The following is a 14,548-nucleotide window of genomic DNA, read 5'->3' as shown; positions in this document are numbered from 1 at the left end:
AAAACAAATCTAAAGGACGTCCACTTGGTCATGTAATGTGACTTCGTGGATGTCCTTTTTTGGTTTAGCTGCGCTGTCCAAACAATTGCTGCGCCGTCTCGATGAACAAACGGGAAGCTGGAGAGGCTTCCACCAGAGAAGGGACCGCGAGCTCGATGTGGCGATAAGCCTTCGGTTCGGTAGGGAGTGCCTTCACACCAGGAGGGAGCCAGGACAGAGAGATTGCAGGCAGCATGGCAGTTCCAAGCCCCTGTTCAATCATGTTCAGGCATGTGTTGACGTTATGGACGACAAACCCGAAATGGAGCTCCGTTTCCGCACGTTTGAACAGATCCACGATGGGCACTTCATATCCGCCTTGGCATACAATCATGGGATGCTGATTCAACATCTTCACAGGCAGAATCTCCTGATTGGCAAACGGCTCATCGTCCCGAAACACAGCGAGCATTTCTTCGTTATAGAGCGGCAGTGTTTCATAAGCCTTCTCTACCGGCTCCTGTTCCGTCACAATAATGAGAGCAACATCAATCGCGCGTGAGTTAAGCCATTCCTGAATTTCATGAATGTTTCCCTCATGCAGTTCAAATTCGATGTTAGGGTAGCGATCGCGAATGGATCGGATAATCTTGGGCAGCAGATGAGCCGATGACATGGGAAAAGAACCGATGCGTATCGTACCGATTTCTAGCCCCTTTTCTGCCGAAACGACCTGCTGCACCTTATCATATTGCTGTAATATCCGGCGGAAAATGACGAGTATTCGTTGTCCTACATCGGTCAGCACAATGCCGTTCCGCCGGTCCCGTATAATCAGGGTGACGTCCAGTTCATTTTCCAGCGAGGAGATAGCCCGGCTAACCGCGGGCTGTGTCATATTCAGTTCCTGCCCGGCGCGAGTGAAGCTTCCGGTCTCGGCAATTTTTACAAATAATTGTAATTGTGAATTGTTCATAACAAATATGATATGCTCCTTATAATTAACATGCATTTCAATTATTACGCTTGTTATTGTATCATGGAGAAACAGAACGATCAACGGGAGGGCATGGGCCCGTTTGACTCTAAATATAGATGGGCTGAGACGATGGCATGAATCAGGTGCCTGATTGTGGATTGGCTCTGAAGCTGTGCCAGATAGGAGAGGTTAATTTATGGCTTTATCACGTGCAAAAGCAGGCTGGGTCCTGGCTTTTCTAGTACTCATGTGGGGAGTAAATTGGCCCCTGACCAAATACGCTTTAAACTATGCACCGCCGCTTTTATTTGCAGGTATGCGCCTGTTGATTGGCGGACTGGTGCTCGGTATCTATGCTTTTCCAAGGTACAAAACGCTGCGGCTTCGGGAAACCTGGCATATCTATGCGATCTCGGCGGTTCTGAATATCATTTTCTTCTATGGATTTCAGACTGTAGGTCTGACGGAAGTACCCGCAGGTTTATTTTCCTCCATCGTATTCCTGCAGCCTGTGCTGCTCGGTATTGGAGCTTGGCTGTGGCTGGGCGAGTCGATGTATGGGATGAAAATCGCCGGACTGGTCCTCGGTTTTGCAGGAGTGGCAACGATCAGTATTGGCGGCATGACTGGCAAAGTATCACCTGAAGGAGTTATGCTCGGACTGTTTAGTGCCATCAGTTGGGCAATCGGAACCGTATATATGAAGAAAACATCGACGAAGGTGGATGGAATCTGGATGACGGCCATTCCGATTCTGATTGGCGGAGTTGTCCTGACATTGACGGGTACAGCCACAGAGAACTGGGCTGAAGTGCAATGGGTACTTCCATTTATACTGGATATGCTGTTCATTTCGGTCTTTGTCATTGCGCTGGGCTGGCTCGCATTCTTCAAACTGGTCAGCTCGGGAGAAGCGAGTAAAGTGGGATCATTTACATTTCTGATTCCGCTGATTGCACTGTTCTGCAGTGTATTGTTCCTTGGGGAGTCCGTGACGGTTAATTTGATTGCAGGCTTGGTTATGATTATCGCCAGCATTCTGCTCGTAAATATGAAGATGAAGGGCAGCAAAGTGGCCAAAATATAAAACCTTGTGGCGAACCTCTTCGCACCCGGCTATCATAGCCGGACGAGAGGCTCGTCATTTTTTTGTTTTGCAACAGCGTTAATTGCAATCTATGAAGAGGGAGCGAACGTAGAGTAGCGAATAGTTTCTATTAGATACTTAGCCAATGGATACCTTAGTCAGTGGTGAACTTCGATATGGGGAGGAGATTAAATATGAGTTCAGGTTGGAGTGAATTTCGTGTCATCCCTTTTGAGTACAATGATCAGGTACGGCAGATTGATGAACAGCTGCTTCGGCTGGTCGCACAGAGGAAGCAAATAACAGGAGCGGTTCAGTACCATCCACCTCAGGAAGTAATAGATGAATGGACAGCGTCTCTTGATTTGAAAGAGGAAGACATCCGTTATATCCTGCGTAGTGTACAACCAATGCCTCAGAGGCAGTTTTTCCCGCCTGAAGAGCTCTCATTGATAGGTGTTATTCCGATTATGAAGAGAACGATCCAGGATTCCTGCGAGTATCTCATCACGCATTCTATGCAATATGAGACGGAAAGTATTATTCATTTGGAAATTCATTATAAAGAAAATGAAACGGATCGTATACACGTGGTGCCTCATTTGGCATTAGAAGTGATTAGTGAACAGAACCATATGTCGACGAGACATAGCAGTCGTGGAGGGGGCGGCGAAACACATTTAAGTTTTCGGGTCGTGCCCGCGCTGCCTTCCTCTCTCGAACAGGTTCAATTTTCACTGGTCCCTTCAGTTCCTGAACTGGAACATAAAATGGAAGAAGTTATTTTGGATCAACAGGTGGACTTCGAATAGCCACATGGCGAATGGGAATGAAATAATTGGGTAAGTTATATAAAGGAACATCATTATGATGATGAAATATAAAGGAGGACTCTAAGATGACACAGAATAATCAACCTCAAGACGAGGCGGAAATTCGCAACAAGCTGGACGAAGACGGGGATTCCTTGATGGAGAAAAAGAAAATCATGAACGGTGTGGACATTGAACCACAAGCGGACGATTGGGCAGCTAAGCCATCACCGGTTGCATTTAATGAAGGTAAATCCTCCAAAGAATAAGACGAAACGCATGAGTCGTTTCTGACGAAGCAGATACCACTGTTGGTATCTGCTTTTATTATATTTTGTTGTATAATAATGTAAATTCAAGCAGGAAGGTGTGATTCAAGTGGATTCAATCCAGATTAGAAAGGCAGCGGCCCCCGACTATCCCGGTGTTTCCCTCTTAATGGATGAACTGCATCAAATGCATGCCCAGGCTCGGCCTGATGTGTATCGAGCACTGCAAACCAGAATGGAGAAGCAGGAGTTTGTAACATTGCTAGAGACGGATAAGCGTTATCTGTATGTTGCTGAATCGGTAAGCACGGGGGATATTCTGGGGTATGGTAGTGCGCAGCTCAGTTTGATTCAGGGGGTTGAACTGCTGTTGGATCGCAAGATGCTGTATATTAATGAATTGGTCGTTGGCAGTGATGGGCGGGGTCAAGGAACAGGTAAGAAATTGATGCATGCTCTAATTGAACTGGGCAGGGAGCTTCAGGCAGATAGCGTAGAATTAACAGTATCCACATTTAACACGGGTGCGCAGGCCTTTTATGAACAAATGGGGCTGTCTGTCCGCAGCAGCAGGATGGAATACATACTGTAATGATGACTTGCACAAGGTATAACGTAAAGGTTTTAAAGTGATCTTATGGGTGAAAAAGAAGATATTATTTTTAGGCTTGAATACCCCCATGGGGTATGTTACACTGTGAAAAGAACGAAGAAAAGAGGTGTTCATGATGGATCATCAGAGCCATCCCAAGGAACCCTTGGAACCACCCGTAACGCCGTCCGATGATAATGTACCCGATCAACAAGCAACGGCATGTCATGCTGAAGGCAGTGAAGGGAAGCATGTGCGCAAGAGCCATCACTCGCAGGAGATGAAGAGCAACCTGGTCTCCCGTTTGAACCGAGTAGAAGGCCAGATACGCGGGATCAAGGGATTGATCGAGAAGGACACGTATTGTGATGATGTGCTTACCCAGATTGCAGCTGCACAATCTGCGCTAAATTCCGTGGGCAAGCTGCTGCTTGAAGGCCACATGAAGAGCTGTATCGTCGAACGGATTCAGGCAGGGGAACACGAGGTGGTGGATGAACTGCTGGTTACGGTTAGGAAGTTGATGAAGTAATGATTTGCAGAATGAAATAATCATTTATATATCCCAAGGAGGAATTGGATCATGTCTAACGTTACGTTGAATGTTACTGGAATGTCGTGCAACCACTGTGTCAAATCGGTTGAAGAAGCGGTGAAGAACGTGGGTGCCAAAGGACAGGTTGATCTGGCCGCAGGAACTGTTGCCGTGGAATATGATGAGCAGCAGGTGAATGTAGAGCAAATCAAGGCTGCTATTGAAGATCAGGGGTACGATGTAGTCTAACCTATAATGGCTTAAACGGATTTCTCATTGTCTATGGTCTGAACCAAGGGGCGATAGACATCAGATGCGAGAGATCATCGTTTAAGCCTGATTTTTGGTCTGTTTTATACCCTCTAGGGGTATGTGCATGAATAGTTCATATGAAAGGAGAACCCATTATGGATAAATCATCATCAACGGAACATACACCTGCCGCCGGAACACAGCCAGATGGAGCGCAGACAACGCTGCAGATTACGGGCATGACCTGTGCCGCCTGTTCCACGAGGATCGAGAAGGGATTATCGCGTATGGAAGGTGTTCAGCAGGCCAGTGTCAATCTCGCCATAGAACAAGCAAGCGTTACCTATAACCCCAAGGCTGTAAGTGTCAACGCATTGCGGGATAAGGTGGAGGCGCTCGGCTACGGTACAGTGACGGAATCCATTGATCTGGACATCACAGGCATGACCTGTGCTGCGTGCTCCGCCCGGATTGAGAAGGGCCTTTCCCGCCTGCCGGGTGTATCGCGAGCGAATGTAAACCTGGCACTGGAGACGGGACACGTTGAATTTGCAGCAGGAGCACTGAAACCTTCCGATATTACAGCCAAAATCAAACAGCTGGGATATGGTGCCGAATTGCAGCAGACACAGGAAGAAACCTCATCCGTTCGCGAACGTGAGCTGCAGCGCAAAAAATGGAAATGGATGATCTCCGCCTTATTATCCATACCGCTGCTGTGGGCCATGGTAGGCCACTTCTCATTTACATCATGGATTTGGGTGCCGGATCTGTTCATGAATCCATGGTTCCAGCTGGTACTAGCAGCACCGGTGCAGTTCGTTATTGGGTGGCAATTCTATGTCGGGGCTTACAAGGCGCTGCGTAACGGCAGTGCCAATATGGACGTACTGGTCGCTCTGGGTACAAGCGCGGCATTCTTCTACAGTCTGTATCTGACACTCACGAGTGGAATGATACCTTCAACAGCACCGATGGATCATGGCGGGATGGACACGAGTGCGGGTGCCGCTATGCCTTCGGTTGAGCTGTATTACGAGACTAGTGCGATTCTGATTACGTTGATTTTGCTTGGAAAATGGTTTGAAGCCGTAGCGAAAGGCCGCTCGTCCCAGGCGATCAAAAGCCTGATCGAACTGGCCCCTCGTGAAGCCCGAGTCATCCGGGACGGCCAGGAAGTGCTTGTGCCTGCAGCGTATGTAGCAGTAGGTGACATCGTGTTGGTGAGACCGGGGGACAGTATCCCGGTGGATGGTGTTGTGGAAGAAGGGCAATCCTCGGTGGATGAATCCATGCTCAGTGGCGAAAGCTTGCCTGTCGATAAAAAGCCGGGGGACGCCGTTACGGGTGCTACACTGAATAAAAACGGTGCACTGAGGCTGCGAGCGACACGAGTCGGCTCGGACACCGCATTATCTCAGATCATTAAAGTGGTTGAACAGGCACAGGGGTCCAAAGCACCCATTCAGCGGATTGCGGATGTCATTTCCGGCATCTTTGTCCCCATTGTGGTTGGCGTTGCTGCGCTGACATTCTTGATCTGGTATCTGTTTGCCAGTCCCGGTGACTTCGCAGGATCTCTGGAAAAAGCGATTGCCGTACTGGTCATTGCCTGTCCATGTGCCTTGGGTTTGGCAACACCAACCTCTGTCATGGCTGGATCAGGACGGGCGGCTGAATATGGCATCCTGTTCAAAGGCGGAGAACATCTGGAATCGGCACAGCAGATTCAGACGGTTGTTCTGGACAAAACAGGGACAGTCACTCAAGGAAAACCGGTGCTGACGGATGTGATCTCAGCACAAGATTGGACAGAAGCAGAACTGTTGAAATGGGTTGGAGCGGCAGAACAAAGCTCTGAACATCCGCTAGCGGAAGCTATCGTAGCAGGAATCCGGGACAAAGGGATAGTACTGCCCCAATCAAAGCAGTTTGAGAACATACCAGGATATGGCGTTCGGGCCAGAGTACAAGGACAGGAAATTCTGGTTGGAACACGGCGGCTGCTTGCCGATGCTCATGTGGAGGTATCGGAGGCAACCGCTCGCCAGATGAATGAACTCGAGGAGCTCGGCCGCACAGCGATGCTGATAGCAGTCGATGGCCGCTGGGCAGGTATTGTTGCTGTGGCAGATACAATCAAGGATACATCACGCGAAGCCATTCAACGGCTGCAGGCGATGAACATCGATGTCATCATGATTACGGGAGACAATGAGCGTACGGCACGTGCCGTGGCGGAGCAAGCAGGCATCCAACATGTCCTGGCAGAAGTCCTGCCTGAGGGTAAAGCAGCCGAAGTGAAGAAGCTGCAGGATAGCGGGCTGAAAGTGGCAATGGTTGGTGACGGCATCAATGACGCACCTGCCCTGGCTACAGCAGATATCGGTATGGCCATCGGGACTGGAACAGATGTAGCGATGGAAGCGGCAGATATCACGCTGATGCGTGGTGATCTGAACAGTATAGCGGATGCGATCGAGATGAGCCGGCGCACCATGGGCAATATTAAGCAAAACTTGTTCTGGGCGCTTGGCTATAACGTCATTGGTATTCCAATCGCTGCAGTGGGTTTCCTGGCTCCTTGGCTGGCTGGTGCGGCCATGGCATTCAGTTCCGTATCGGTTGTATTGAATTCGCTGCGTCTGCAACGGTTGAAGCTGGAACGTAAGCCAAAGTAGATTGCAGGCGATAGGCATGCTATTACCTTCAGCCTAACGTGAAATGGAGCGCGGTTCGCTGCGGTGAACCGTGCTTTTTCTTGTCTTTTTATGAAAAAGGAAATGGACTTTATGAAACAAGAATGATGTTTCTGAACATTTCAGAAATCAGTTGACAATAATGACATATGCCATTAAAATTTAAACAATTGTTTGATTCAAACGATCGTTTAAATCAAATGTGAACTAATCAATATTGGAGGACCTTATTCTATGCTACAGGCATTACGCATTTTATTGAAAAAACCGCCAGTGATTGTGGGGATCGTAACAGCACTTATGTTCCAAGTGATCTTCAGTGTCATCTGGATGACCGCATACTCCGGCGTGAACGACCGCACGACTGAATTGACAGTAGCCATTGTGAACGAGGATGGCGAGATGTCCCAAGGTATTGCGGATAGTTTGACTAAGACGCTGCCTTTCCATACGGTATCGGATCTCAGTTCCGCTGATGCATTGGATCAGCTGAATCACCACCAAGTTCACATGGTGCTGAACATTCCGGCTGGCTTTAACGAGCTTCTTCAGACTGCAGGTTCTACAGCTGAGATCAAGTACACCATTAACGAAGCTAATCCGGTGACGATCAAAAGCATGATGCAGGGCGTTTCCCAAAGTGTGACGAACACCATCAATAAACAAGCGACTGCACAAGGCGTACAGACTGTACTGACTGCTGCAGGAGCACCTGCGGATCAGGCGGCCGATGCTGCTGCCAATCTGGCTACCCGGGTTGAAGGCACAACAACTTCGATTAATCCGGTGAACGGCATGAATAATCAGATGGTACCGATGATGATGGTACTGGCTTCTTATGTCGGCGCCATGATCATGGGTATGAATCTGCAAACGGCTATGGGAATGCTGTCAGCAACCCACTCCCGCTTGACCCTGTTTGGTGCGAGAATCGTGATTAACATCGCATCCGCTCTGGTTGTATCCCTTCTGGGTTCATCGCTGATTGTTGCGCTCGGAGGACAGATTGCCCAAGGATTCATCGCCTTCTGGTTGTTCCAGGCTCTGTTCCTTTGCACGTTCATGTTCTTCTCGCAGTTCTTCCTGATCTGCTTCGGACCTGCAGGAAGCCTGTTCAACATCATCTCACTGTCCCTGCAATTGGTATCTTCCGGTGCAATGGTACCCCGTGAGCTGCTTAATGGTTTCTACAGCGGCATCGGACAGTATTTGCCTGCAACGTACGCAGTTCAAGGTATTCTGAGCGTTCAACTTGGTGGACCTGGCGTTCAGTCGGCAGCCGGATCTGTTGCGATTGTTCTGGTCATCGCAGTTGCCCTCTCCCTGGTAGTGACCTTGCTCAAAAAACGTCGTATGCCAGCAGGTGCACCAAGCCCGGCTCAAGTGAACAGCTAATATTACAGATGTAAATGATTCTATAGTATTGGAGCAGGCACCCCGGTGGATCTCAACCGGGGTGCCTGCTGTGTATCAAGGACCAGTTAGAGCTCTGACATGATATGGTCATGCCTTGCGCTTTGAAAGTTAAACTTTCATAATAAATAGATGAAACAGCTGGCTGCAGCCCCGAAAGCTGGAGCATGATATGAACGGACAAGAGGAGCGAACGGAATGACTGAACCGGAATTGGATATCAAAACGAGGATTTTGCTCGCAGCCAAAAAACTTTTTGCGCAGCAGGGGTATGACGGGACAAGCGTTCGTCAAATCTGTGATGAGGCGGGTGCCAATGTGTCACTGGTCTCGTACCATTTTGGCGGAAAAGAAAAGGTGTTTGAAGCGATTTTTGAGCACTTCTTTCCTGATCACATGCTGACTGATTTGGCTGCGGAGTCCATGTCCCCTGTGGAGGGTATCAGCAAAATTGTAGGTGAAGTCGTGAAGTTCACGATGACGGACTGGGAGATGAGCGACATTGTACAGCTTGAAATTACACTGAACACTCATCGCACGGCCACTGTATTTCGGTTCCTGGACCCTGTCTGGACCAAAGTGAATGATTTGCTGCAGGAAGGCAAAGACCAGGGTGTATTCCAGATCGATTCCGTATCTTATGCAATGCTTCAGGTCATGGGTGTAGCTCTGGCACACAAACGTGCCAAAAACTCACGGTTTACGTTTAACTATGAGGACATGGATACAGATAAGCTGGCTGAACAGACGATTGAGTTTGTACTACGAGGATTGGGAGTGAACAGACATGAATGAAACGATTGAATTGATGATGAAACACCGCTCCGTGCGGAAATTCAAGCCGGATCCGGTAAGCGAGGAGAAGCTTGCGACTATCGTGGCTGCCGGGCAGATGGCTTCCTCTTCCAGCAGTGTACAGGCATATAGCGTCGTTGCCGTGACGGAACCGGAACTAAAATCGAAGCTCGCTGCACTCGCAGGCAACCAGGCTTATGTGGAAGAATGCCCTGTTTTCCTCGTGTGGTGTGCAGACTTGTATCGACTGAGTGATGCGGCGAAGCGCCACCAGCCGGAGAAGGAGTCTTATGCGGATTCCACAGAGAATTTTATGGTAGCAACGATCGATGTGGCTCTTGCCTCCCAGAATGCCGCTCTGGCCGCTGAGTCGCTCGGTTTCGGGATTGTATATATCGGCGGTCTGCGTAACAAGATTGAAGAAGTGACTGAACTGCTGGGTCTGCCGGAAGGTGTATACCCTGTCTTCGGCATGTGTGTCGGTATAGCTGATCAGGAAACCGGCATACGTCCGCGTCTGCCGCTGAATGCTGTTCTTCATCGTAATCGCTACGATGCCGAAGAGACGCTTCGGGGTGTGGAAAGTTATGACGAAACCACGAAAGCCTATATGGCCGCCCGTACGAATGGCGAACGTACGACGCCGTGGTCTGAGTTGATGGCCAAACGCCTTACCGAGCCGGCGCGTCTGCAAATGAAATCGTATCTCGAAGGCAGAGGGTTTATGAAACGTTAATGAAGGTCAACGAAAAGGGTCAGCCGGGAAATCCAGCTGACCCTTTTGTCGTCCATCTGTGCTATGCATTAGGGTAAACGGTAGAACCGCTTCGTGTTCTGGTAAAAGAGACGCGCTGCCCGCTCGGTTCCCATGCCCGTAATCTCGCTCCATGCCTGAATCACCTGTCTCGTCATGGCGGGTTGTGTCATTCTTCCCTGAAACGGCCCTTCAAAAGGCCAAGGTCCGTCCGTCTCTGCCATGACCTGTTCAGATGGATATTGTCTTGCCAGCTCACGAATCTCCTCTTCATACTGAATGTCTGGCGTGAAGGAGATGAAGTACCCGTTATCCGCCATTCGCCGCACGGTTTGACGGGAACCCTTGAACCAGTGGAAATGGGCGCGTCTAACCTGATATTGTTCCAGCAAGTCGCATGCGATGTCGGCATCCTCATAAACGGCATGAAGCACGATGGGTTTGTTATGCTGCTTGGCGAGTTGAATAAACCGTTCGAGCAGCTCGATATATCCAGTCTGATCAAAAGCAAGTTCTGCCTGTTCTGCTTCCTGGCGATTATAGTAGGGCAGTCCAACTTCCCCGATGGCTACCGCTTGTCCGATATGCTTTTCAATCCAGTCGAAGAACAGGTTCTGATCCTGCGCCGATGGCAGAGGCTGTTCCGGATGGAAGCCAAAAGCCGGATAGATGAATCGGGGGTTCTGTCTCGCCAGCTCCAGATTATCCTGTGCCGAGGTGATATTCATGGAAACGGCGATGACAGCCTCAACCTGTTGATCCGGAAAAGATTGCAGCATATGCTGCTGTTCCTCCACGGTATATTTGTCAAAATGGATATGAGCATCAATCAGTGGTGCAAAAGCTTGGGAATGCATGAAGTGGCCCCTCCTAGTCATCTTTATCTTTTGAAGGTTGATACGCGAATATCATGAATGCGGATCACTGTTTTGGAAAAAATATAACGAAAAACCCGTGCTATGGAGTTAGCCGGGCTTTTTTCTGTTCTTCTTTCATCCACTCCGAAATCTGCCGTTTGCGTTCGAGGAAAGCCTTCTCTTCCGTTATTTCTTCACGTCTTGGACGATCAAAAGGGACATGTACCTCATGCAGCACGGTCGCAGGTCGGTTGGATAATACATAGATTCGATCGGCCAGCAGCAGCGCCTCTTCGATATTGTGGGTAATAAACAGCACGGATCGGCGGTTTTGTTCCCATATATCGAGCAGCCATCGCTGCATATCACTGCGTGTTAACGCATCGAGGGCGCTGAAGGGCTCATCCAGCAGCATCAGTTCCTGCGGACTGAGCAGGGCACGCAAAAAGGCTGCCCGCTGCTGCATACCGCCCGATAACATGTGCGGATACGCCTGTTCAAACCCGCCCAGACCGACGCTGGAAAGCCACTTCCGTGCTTCCGCAAGCGCTTCAGCCTTGGGTGGCGTATGTGCTGACACTTCACCGGCAAGCAGCACGTTGTCTTCAATGGTACGCCAAGGAAAGAGAGCGGGCTGCTGCGGCATATAGCTGATTTTGCCCCGCTGCCCGGTAACATTCTGTCCGTTCATGAGAACCTGGCCTGTTTGGGGTTTCAACAACCCGCCAATGATATGGAACAACGTACTCTTGCCGCATCCGGAAGGCCCAACGATCGCTACGAATTCGCCCTGTTCTACGGTCAGGGATAATCCGTTCAGGACAGACAGCTTGTTCCGCCGTTCCCGGAAGGAAGCATGGACCTCCTGTACTTCCAGTGCAGGCAGGCTCTGATTGCCCGAATCGGAGGTAGCGGTAAAAGCAGTGCGGAGTGATTCTTCTCGAGTTGAAATTCCGGCGCTTCCGCCTGGTGCAGGTGGTGCCTGTTCGTTATATTTGAGTGTCATCTCACATTCACTTCCTAACCTTGTATAGTGCTTCTGCTGCGAATCAGCGCTTCTGTGGTCGCCAGCGAACGAGCAGCTTCTCCAGCAGGGCAATGAACAGGAAGAGCAGCAGGCTGAGTGCGACAATAATCATGATTGCAACGAATAGACGATCTGTTCGGTAAGCGGACTTCTGAAGCATCATGTAATATCCGATACCTTTGTCGGCTCCGATCCATTCGGCAATAATGGCACCCATGACGCTGTAAGTCGCGGCAATCTTGACGCCGGAGAAGATGGAAGGCAGTGCGTGCGGGAGCTCCAGCTTCCAGAAAATTGGGCCGCGTCTTGCTCCCGCCATGCGCATGTAATTCATCATGGCGGCATCCGTACGTGTCAGTCCATCCATGGCAGCGACGGCAACGGGGAAGAAGCAGACCAGGATGATGGTAATCAGTTTGGGCAGCAGTCCGAATCCGAACCAGATCAGCAGGAGCGGAGCGAGCGCAATCGTAGGTATATTTTGACTAAGGATAAGTAAAGGATACAGGGCAGACTTCAGGAATGGAATCAGATGCAGCACCATGGCGACCAGCAGCCCAACCAGCGTGCCAGCCGCGAAGCCAACTAACGTGAGTTGAATGGTCGCCCATGCATGCATGCCCAGACGTTCTGCTTGGGAAGCGGCTTCGTGCGCGATGTCGGAAGGTGCGGGCAGCATCCATTTCTCAATATGAAACAGGGATACGGCGCCCTGCCATATGGCTATAAAGAGAATAACCGCCACAATGGGCGGCCATACACTTTTGAAGTACGTATGCATTAGCGATATTTCTCCGTCAGGGTATCCATGCTGAAGCCGTTCGGGCTGTGGGCGATTTTGATCTGGGAGATGATGCTTGGACTGCCAGCCTCCACGAGCACCTCATGCATTTTACGGACAACTTCCAGCAGTTCCTCCAGCTCACCCTCCATTGTGGTGTCGAGCGGATTGACCTGATATTTCAAGCCAGATTGTTGAATCACTTCGATAGCCCGATCTACATAAGGATACGAATTTTCGCCATTCGGCGTTTTGGGAATTACTTGAATGCTAAGCAGTGTGCTTGCCATGAGAGATCACGGCTCCTTTCGAGATGAGTAAGTAGAACATCGTGAATGTACACTTTACCACTTCGATTGCAGCACCCTCTTCCGATCGCTGTTATCACCGGATTTCTTGATTCCATTTTTAATGGGGAAATCCGGCGATAGCATATGCTTCCGAAGGAGCTTTCTTTCAGAAAGCTTTTAGGCGACCACTTTGTTTCTACAGATGGGTTCAGCACTCTTCGTTCCGGTGTACATAAAAGTCGACTTATACAGTTATATTTTATTGGGGTAGAAATTCGTTCGTATACGCTTGGGATACATCGATCTGCTCATCCAGCAGTTTTTTGCTGAACATCCAGTCCGTGTAGTTCTGCCACACTTCCTGTTTTTGCTCACCCCAGCGCGGAGCGTCATCCTTGTATTTTGGGCTCAGCCATTTCTGACTTGCCACCACAAGGTCCTTATCGAGATCAGGTACAGCCTTGATTAAAATGTTTGCAGCTTCTTCGGGATGATCAATCGCATATTGATACCCTTCGGAAGTAGCCTTCATAAATGCCTTCACCAGTTCTGGGTCGTTCTGAATGGTCTGCTCGTTCGTCACGAGTACAGGCGTGTAATAGTCCAGCGCATCGGAATAATCCTTCACATACAGCATGTCGAGGGGTTCTCCCCGCAGTTCGGCCTCAATGCCGGTCCATGCATAGAAAATCCATGCAAAATCAATGTCCCGTTTCACTGCGGTAAAAAAGTCGGCGTCGCCCATATTGATATTTTTTACTTTGGACACATCGGCGCCTTCGCCTTCCATAATGGATTGCATAACCGCTTCTTCAACGGGTGATCCCCAGCCGCCATAGGATTTGCCTTCGAAATCCTTGGGTGATTTGATGTTTCGGTCCACCGGAGCGGCGAATCCAGACGTATTATGCTGAATGACAGCTGCAATGGAGACGAGTGGAACGTCCTGTGTACGGGCCTGTGTTACACTCTCCTGATAACTTACCCCAAAAGGAACTTCATTTGAGGCTACCATCGTATCCGCACCGCCGGCTCCTGGCTGCACAATCTCGACATTCAAGCCTTCTGCTTGATAAAACCCTTGATCCACGGCGGCATACAGGCCGGTGTGGTTAGTATTGGGTGTCCAGTCGAGCACGACCTTAACATCCTTCAATGCTGTGCTGTCACCTTCGCTGCTGTTTTCAGTGGTGCTGCTGCCGCTTTGTCCTGCAGGTGCTGCTTCTTGGCTGCCGCATGCAGCGACGGTGACCAGTGTCACACACAAGAGCAGGAGTCCGATCATTTTACGCCATCTCATCTTGTTTTCTCTCCTTCATATGGTCCGGCCAGTGGCGCGGGGTACTCCTTGGCTTCATATCCAAGCATGGTGCATAAATCCTTCGATTTATACCAGCTATGATCCGGATGACGTACTTTTTGTGTCA

Annotated in this window: 16 protein-coding genes; 10 read left to right on the top strand and 6 right to left on the bottom strand. The window is 49.7% G+C overall.

Annotated features, from left to right (window positions below; all coding sequences use genetic code 11):
• Window positions 1-64: 64 nt before the first annotated feature.
• A complete protein-coding gene (locus CHH60_RS24540; RefSeq protein ID WP_095361601.1) occupies window positions 65-955 on the bottom strand; it encodes a LysR family transcriptional regulator in 891 nt (296 codons plus the stop codon).
• A gap of 199 nt (window positions 956-1,154) precedes the next feature.
• On the opposite strand from CHH60_RS24540, the gene CHH60_RS24535 reads away from it, so the two are divergent.
• The 10 genes from CHH60_RS24535 to nfsA all read left to right on the top strand — a co-directional run bounded on the left by CHH60_RS24535 (window position 1,155) and on the right by nfsA (window position 10,148).
• The gene (locus CHH60_RS24535; protein WP_095361600.1) at window positions 1,155-2,045 is read left to right on the top strand and encodes a DMT family transporter; all 891 of its coding nucleotides are present in this window, start codon (window positions 1,155-1,157) and stop codon (window positions 2,043-2,045) included.
• Window positions 2,046-2,239: 194 nt separating this feature from the next.
• Window positions 2,240-2,857, top strand: coding sequence for a hypothetical protein (locus CHH60_RS24530; protein WP_095361599.1), 618 nt, complete (start codon window positions 2,240-2,242; stop codon window positions 2,855-2,857).
• Window positions 2,858-2,943: 86 nt separating this feature from the next.
• Entirely contained in the window at window positions 2,944-3,126 is a 183-nt protein-coding gene (locus tag CHH60_RS24525) for a hypothetical protein (protein ID WP_095361598.1), read from the top strand.
• A gap of 109 nt (window positions 3,127-3,235) precedes the next feature.
• Window positions 3,236-3,718 carry a GNAT family N-acetyltransferase gene (locus tag CHH60_RS24520; RefSeq protein ID WP_095361597.1) on the top strand — a complete coding sequence of 161 codons (483 nt, stop codon included), beginning with the start codon at window positions 3,236-3,238 and terminating at the stop codon, window positions 3,716-3,718.
• A 136-nt stretch (window positions 3,719-3,854) separates the two neighbouring features.
• A complete protein-coding gene (locus CHH60_RS24515) occupies window positions 3,855-4,250 on the top strand; it encodes a metal-sensitive transcriptional regulator (RefSeq protein ID WP_095361596.1) in 396 nt (131 codons plus the stop codon).
• A 51-nt stretch (window positions 4,251-4,301) separates the two neighbouring features.
• Window positions 4,302-4,502, top strand: coding sequence for a copper ion binding protein (locus tag CHH60_RS24510; protein WP_095361595.1), 201 nt, complete (start codon window positions 4,302-4,304; stop codon window positions 4,500-4,502).
• Window positions 4,503-4,660: 158 nt separating this feature from the next.
• On the top strand, window positions 4,661-7,186 hold the full coding sequence (locus tag CHH60_RS24505) for a heavy metal translocating P-type ATPase (RefSeq protein WP_095361594.1): 2,526 nt from the start codon (window positions 4,661-4,663) through the stop codon (window positions 7,184-7,186).
• Window positions 7,187-7,438: 252 nt separating this feature from the next.
• On the top strand, window positions 7,439-8,599 hold the full coding sequence (locus CHH60_RS24500) for a YhgE/Pip domain-containing protein (protein ID WP_095361593.1): 1,161 nt from the start codon (window positions 7,439-7,441) through the stop codon (window positions 8,597-8,599).
• 216 nt (window positions 8,600-8,815) lie between these two features.
• Window positions 8,816-9,412 (top strand): TetR family transcriptional regulator, encoded by a 597-nt coding sequence (locus CHH60_RS24495; protein ID WP_095361592.1) that lies wholly within the window; start codon window positions 8,816-8,818, stop codon window positions 9,410-9,412.
• On the top strand, window positions 9,405-10,148 hold the full coding sequence (gene nfsA, locus CHH60_RS24490; RefSeq protein ID WP_095361591.1) for an oxygen-insensitive NADPH nitroreductase: 744 nt from the start codon (window positions 9,405-9,407) through the stop codon (window positions 10,146-10,148). The genes CHH60_RS24495 and nfsA overlap by 8 nt, the downstream gene beginning before the upstream one ends.
• A 68-nt stretch (window positions 10,149-10,216) precedes the next feature.
• Here the strand turns inward: nfsA and CHH60_RS24485 are convergent, their stop codons facing one another.
• The 5 genes from CHH60_RS24485 to CHH60_RS24465 all read right to left on the bottom strand — a co-directional run bounded on the left by CHH60_RS24485 (window position 10,217) and on the right by CHH60_RS24465 (window position 14,421).
• Complete coding sequence (locus CHH60_RS24485; RefSeq protein WP_095361590.1) at window positions 10,217-11,023, bottom strand: TatD family hydrolase; 807 nt, start codon at window positions 11,021-11,023, stop codon at window positions 10,217-10,219.
• 100 nt (window positions 11,024-11,123) lie between these two features.
• Window positions 11,124-12,029, bottom strand: a complete 906-nt coding sequence (locus CHH60_RS24480) for an ABC transporter ATP-binding protein (RefSeq protein ID WP_255248075.1) — start codon at window positions 12,027-12,029, stop codon at window positions 11,124-11,126.
• Window positions 12,030-12,072: 43 nt separating this feature from the next.
• On the bottom strand, window positions 12,073-12,831 hold the full coding sequence (locus tag CHH60_RS24475; protein ID WP_095361589.1) for an ABC transporter permease: 759 nt from the start codon (window positions 12,829-12,831) through the stop codon (window positions 12,073-12,075).
• Window positions 12,831-13,121 carry an MTH1187 family thiamine-binding protein gene (locus CHH60_RS24470; RefSeq protein WP_095291668.1) on the bottom strand — a complete coding sequence of 97 codons (291 nt, stop codon included), beginning with the start codon at window positions 13,119-13,121 and terminating at the stop codon, window positions 12,831-12,833. Before CHH60_RS24470 ends, CHH60_RS24475 begins: the two co-directional genes overlap by 1 nt.
• Window positions 13,122-13,380: 259 nt before the next feature.
• Entirely contained in the window at window positions 13,381-14,421 is a 1,041-nt protein-coding gene (locus CHH60_RS24465; RefSeq protein WP_095361588.1) for an ABC transporter substrate-binding protein, read from the bottom strand.
• Between the last annotated feature and the right edge of the window lie 127 nt (window positions 14,422-14,548).

It is taken from the genome of Paenibacillus sp. 7523-1, from assembly GCF_002276415.1.
Lineage (GTDB): Bacteria > Bacillota > Bacilli > Paenibacillales > Paenibacillaceae > Paenibacillus > Paenibacillus illinoisensis_A.
This window is presented reverse-complemented; position numbering and strand designations above follow the sequence as displayed.

Coding starts and splice junctions, on each gene's coding strand:
- CHH60_RS24540 (WP_095361601.1), bottom strand. CDS start 955: ATGAACAATTCACAATTACAATTATTTGTAAAAATTGCCGAGACCGGA.
- CHH60_RS24535 (WP_095361600.1), top strand. CDS start 1,155: ATGGCTTTATCACGTGCAAAAGCAGGCTGGGTCCTGGCTTTTCTAGTA.
- CHH60_RS24530 (WP_095361599.1), top strand. CDS start 2,240: ATGAGTTCAGGTTGGAGTGAATTTCGTGTCATCCCTTTTGAGTACAAT.
- CHH60_RS24525 (WP_095361598.1), top strand. CDS start 2,944: ATGACACAGAATAATCAACCTCAAGACGAGGCGGAAATTCGCAACAAG.
- CHH60_RS24515 (WP_095361596.1), top strand. CDS start 3,855: ATGGATCATCAGAGCCATCCCAAGGAACCCTTGGAACCACCCGTAACG.
- CHH60_RS24510 (WP_095361595.1), top strand. CDS start 4,302: ATGTCTAACGTTACGTTGAATGTTACTGGAATGTCGTGCAACCACTGT.
- CHH60_RS24505 (WP_095361594.1), top strand. CDS start 4,661: ATGGATAAATCATCATCAACGGAACATACACCTGCCGCCGGAACACAG.
- CHH60_RS24500 (WP_095361593.1), top strand. CDS start 7,439: ATGCTACAGGCATTACGCATTTTATTGAAAAAACCGCCAGTGATTGTG.
- CHH60_RS24495 (WP_095361592.1), top strand. CDS start 8,816: ATGACTGAACCGGAATTGGATATCAAAACGAGGATTTTGCTCGCAGCC.
- nfsA (WP_095361591.1), top strand. CDS start 9,405: ATGAATGAAACGATTGAATTGATGATGAAACACCGCTCCGTGCGGAAA.
- CHH60_RS24485 (WP_095361590.1), bottom strand. CDS start 11,023: ATGCATTCCCAAGCTTTTGCACCACTGATTGATGCTCATATCCATTTT.
- CHH60_RS24480 (WP_255248075.1), bottom strand. CDS start 12,029: ATGACACTCAAATATAACGAACAGGCACCACCTGCACCAGGCGGAAGC.
- CHH60_RS24475 (WP_095361589.1), bottom strand. CDS start 12,831: ATGCATACGTACTTCAAAAGTGTATGGCCGCCCATTGTGGCGGTTATT.
- CHH60_RS24470 (WP_095291668.1), bottom strand. CDS start 13,121: ATGGCAAGCACACTGCTTAGCATTCAAGTAATTCCCAAAACGCCGAAT.
- CHH60_RS24465 (WP_095361588.1), bottom strand. CDS start 14,421: ATGAGATGGCGTAAAATGATCGGACTCCTGCTCTTGTGTGTGACACTG.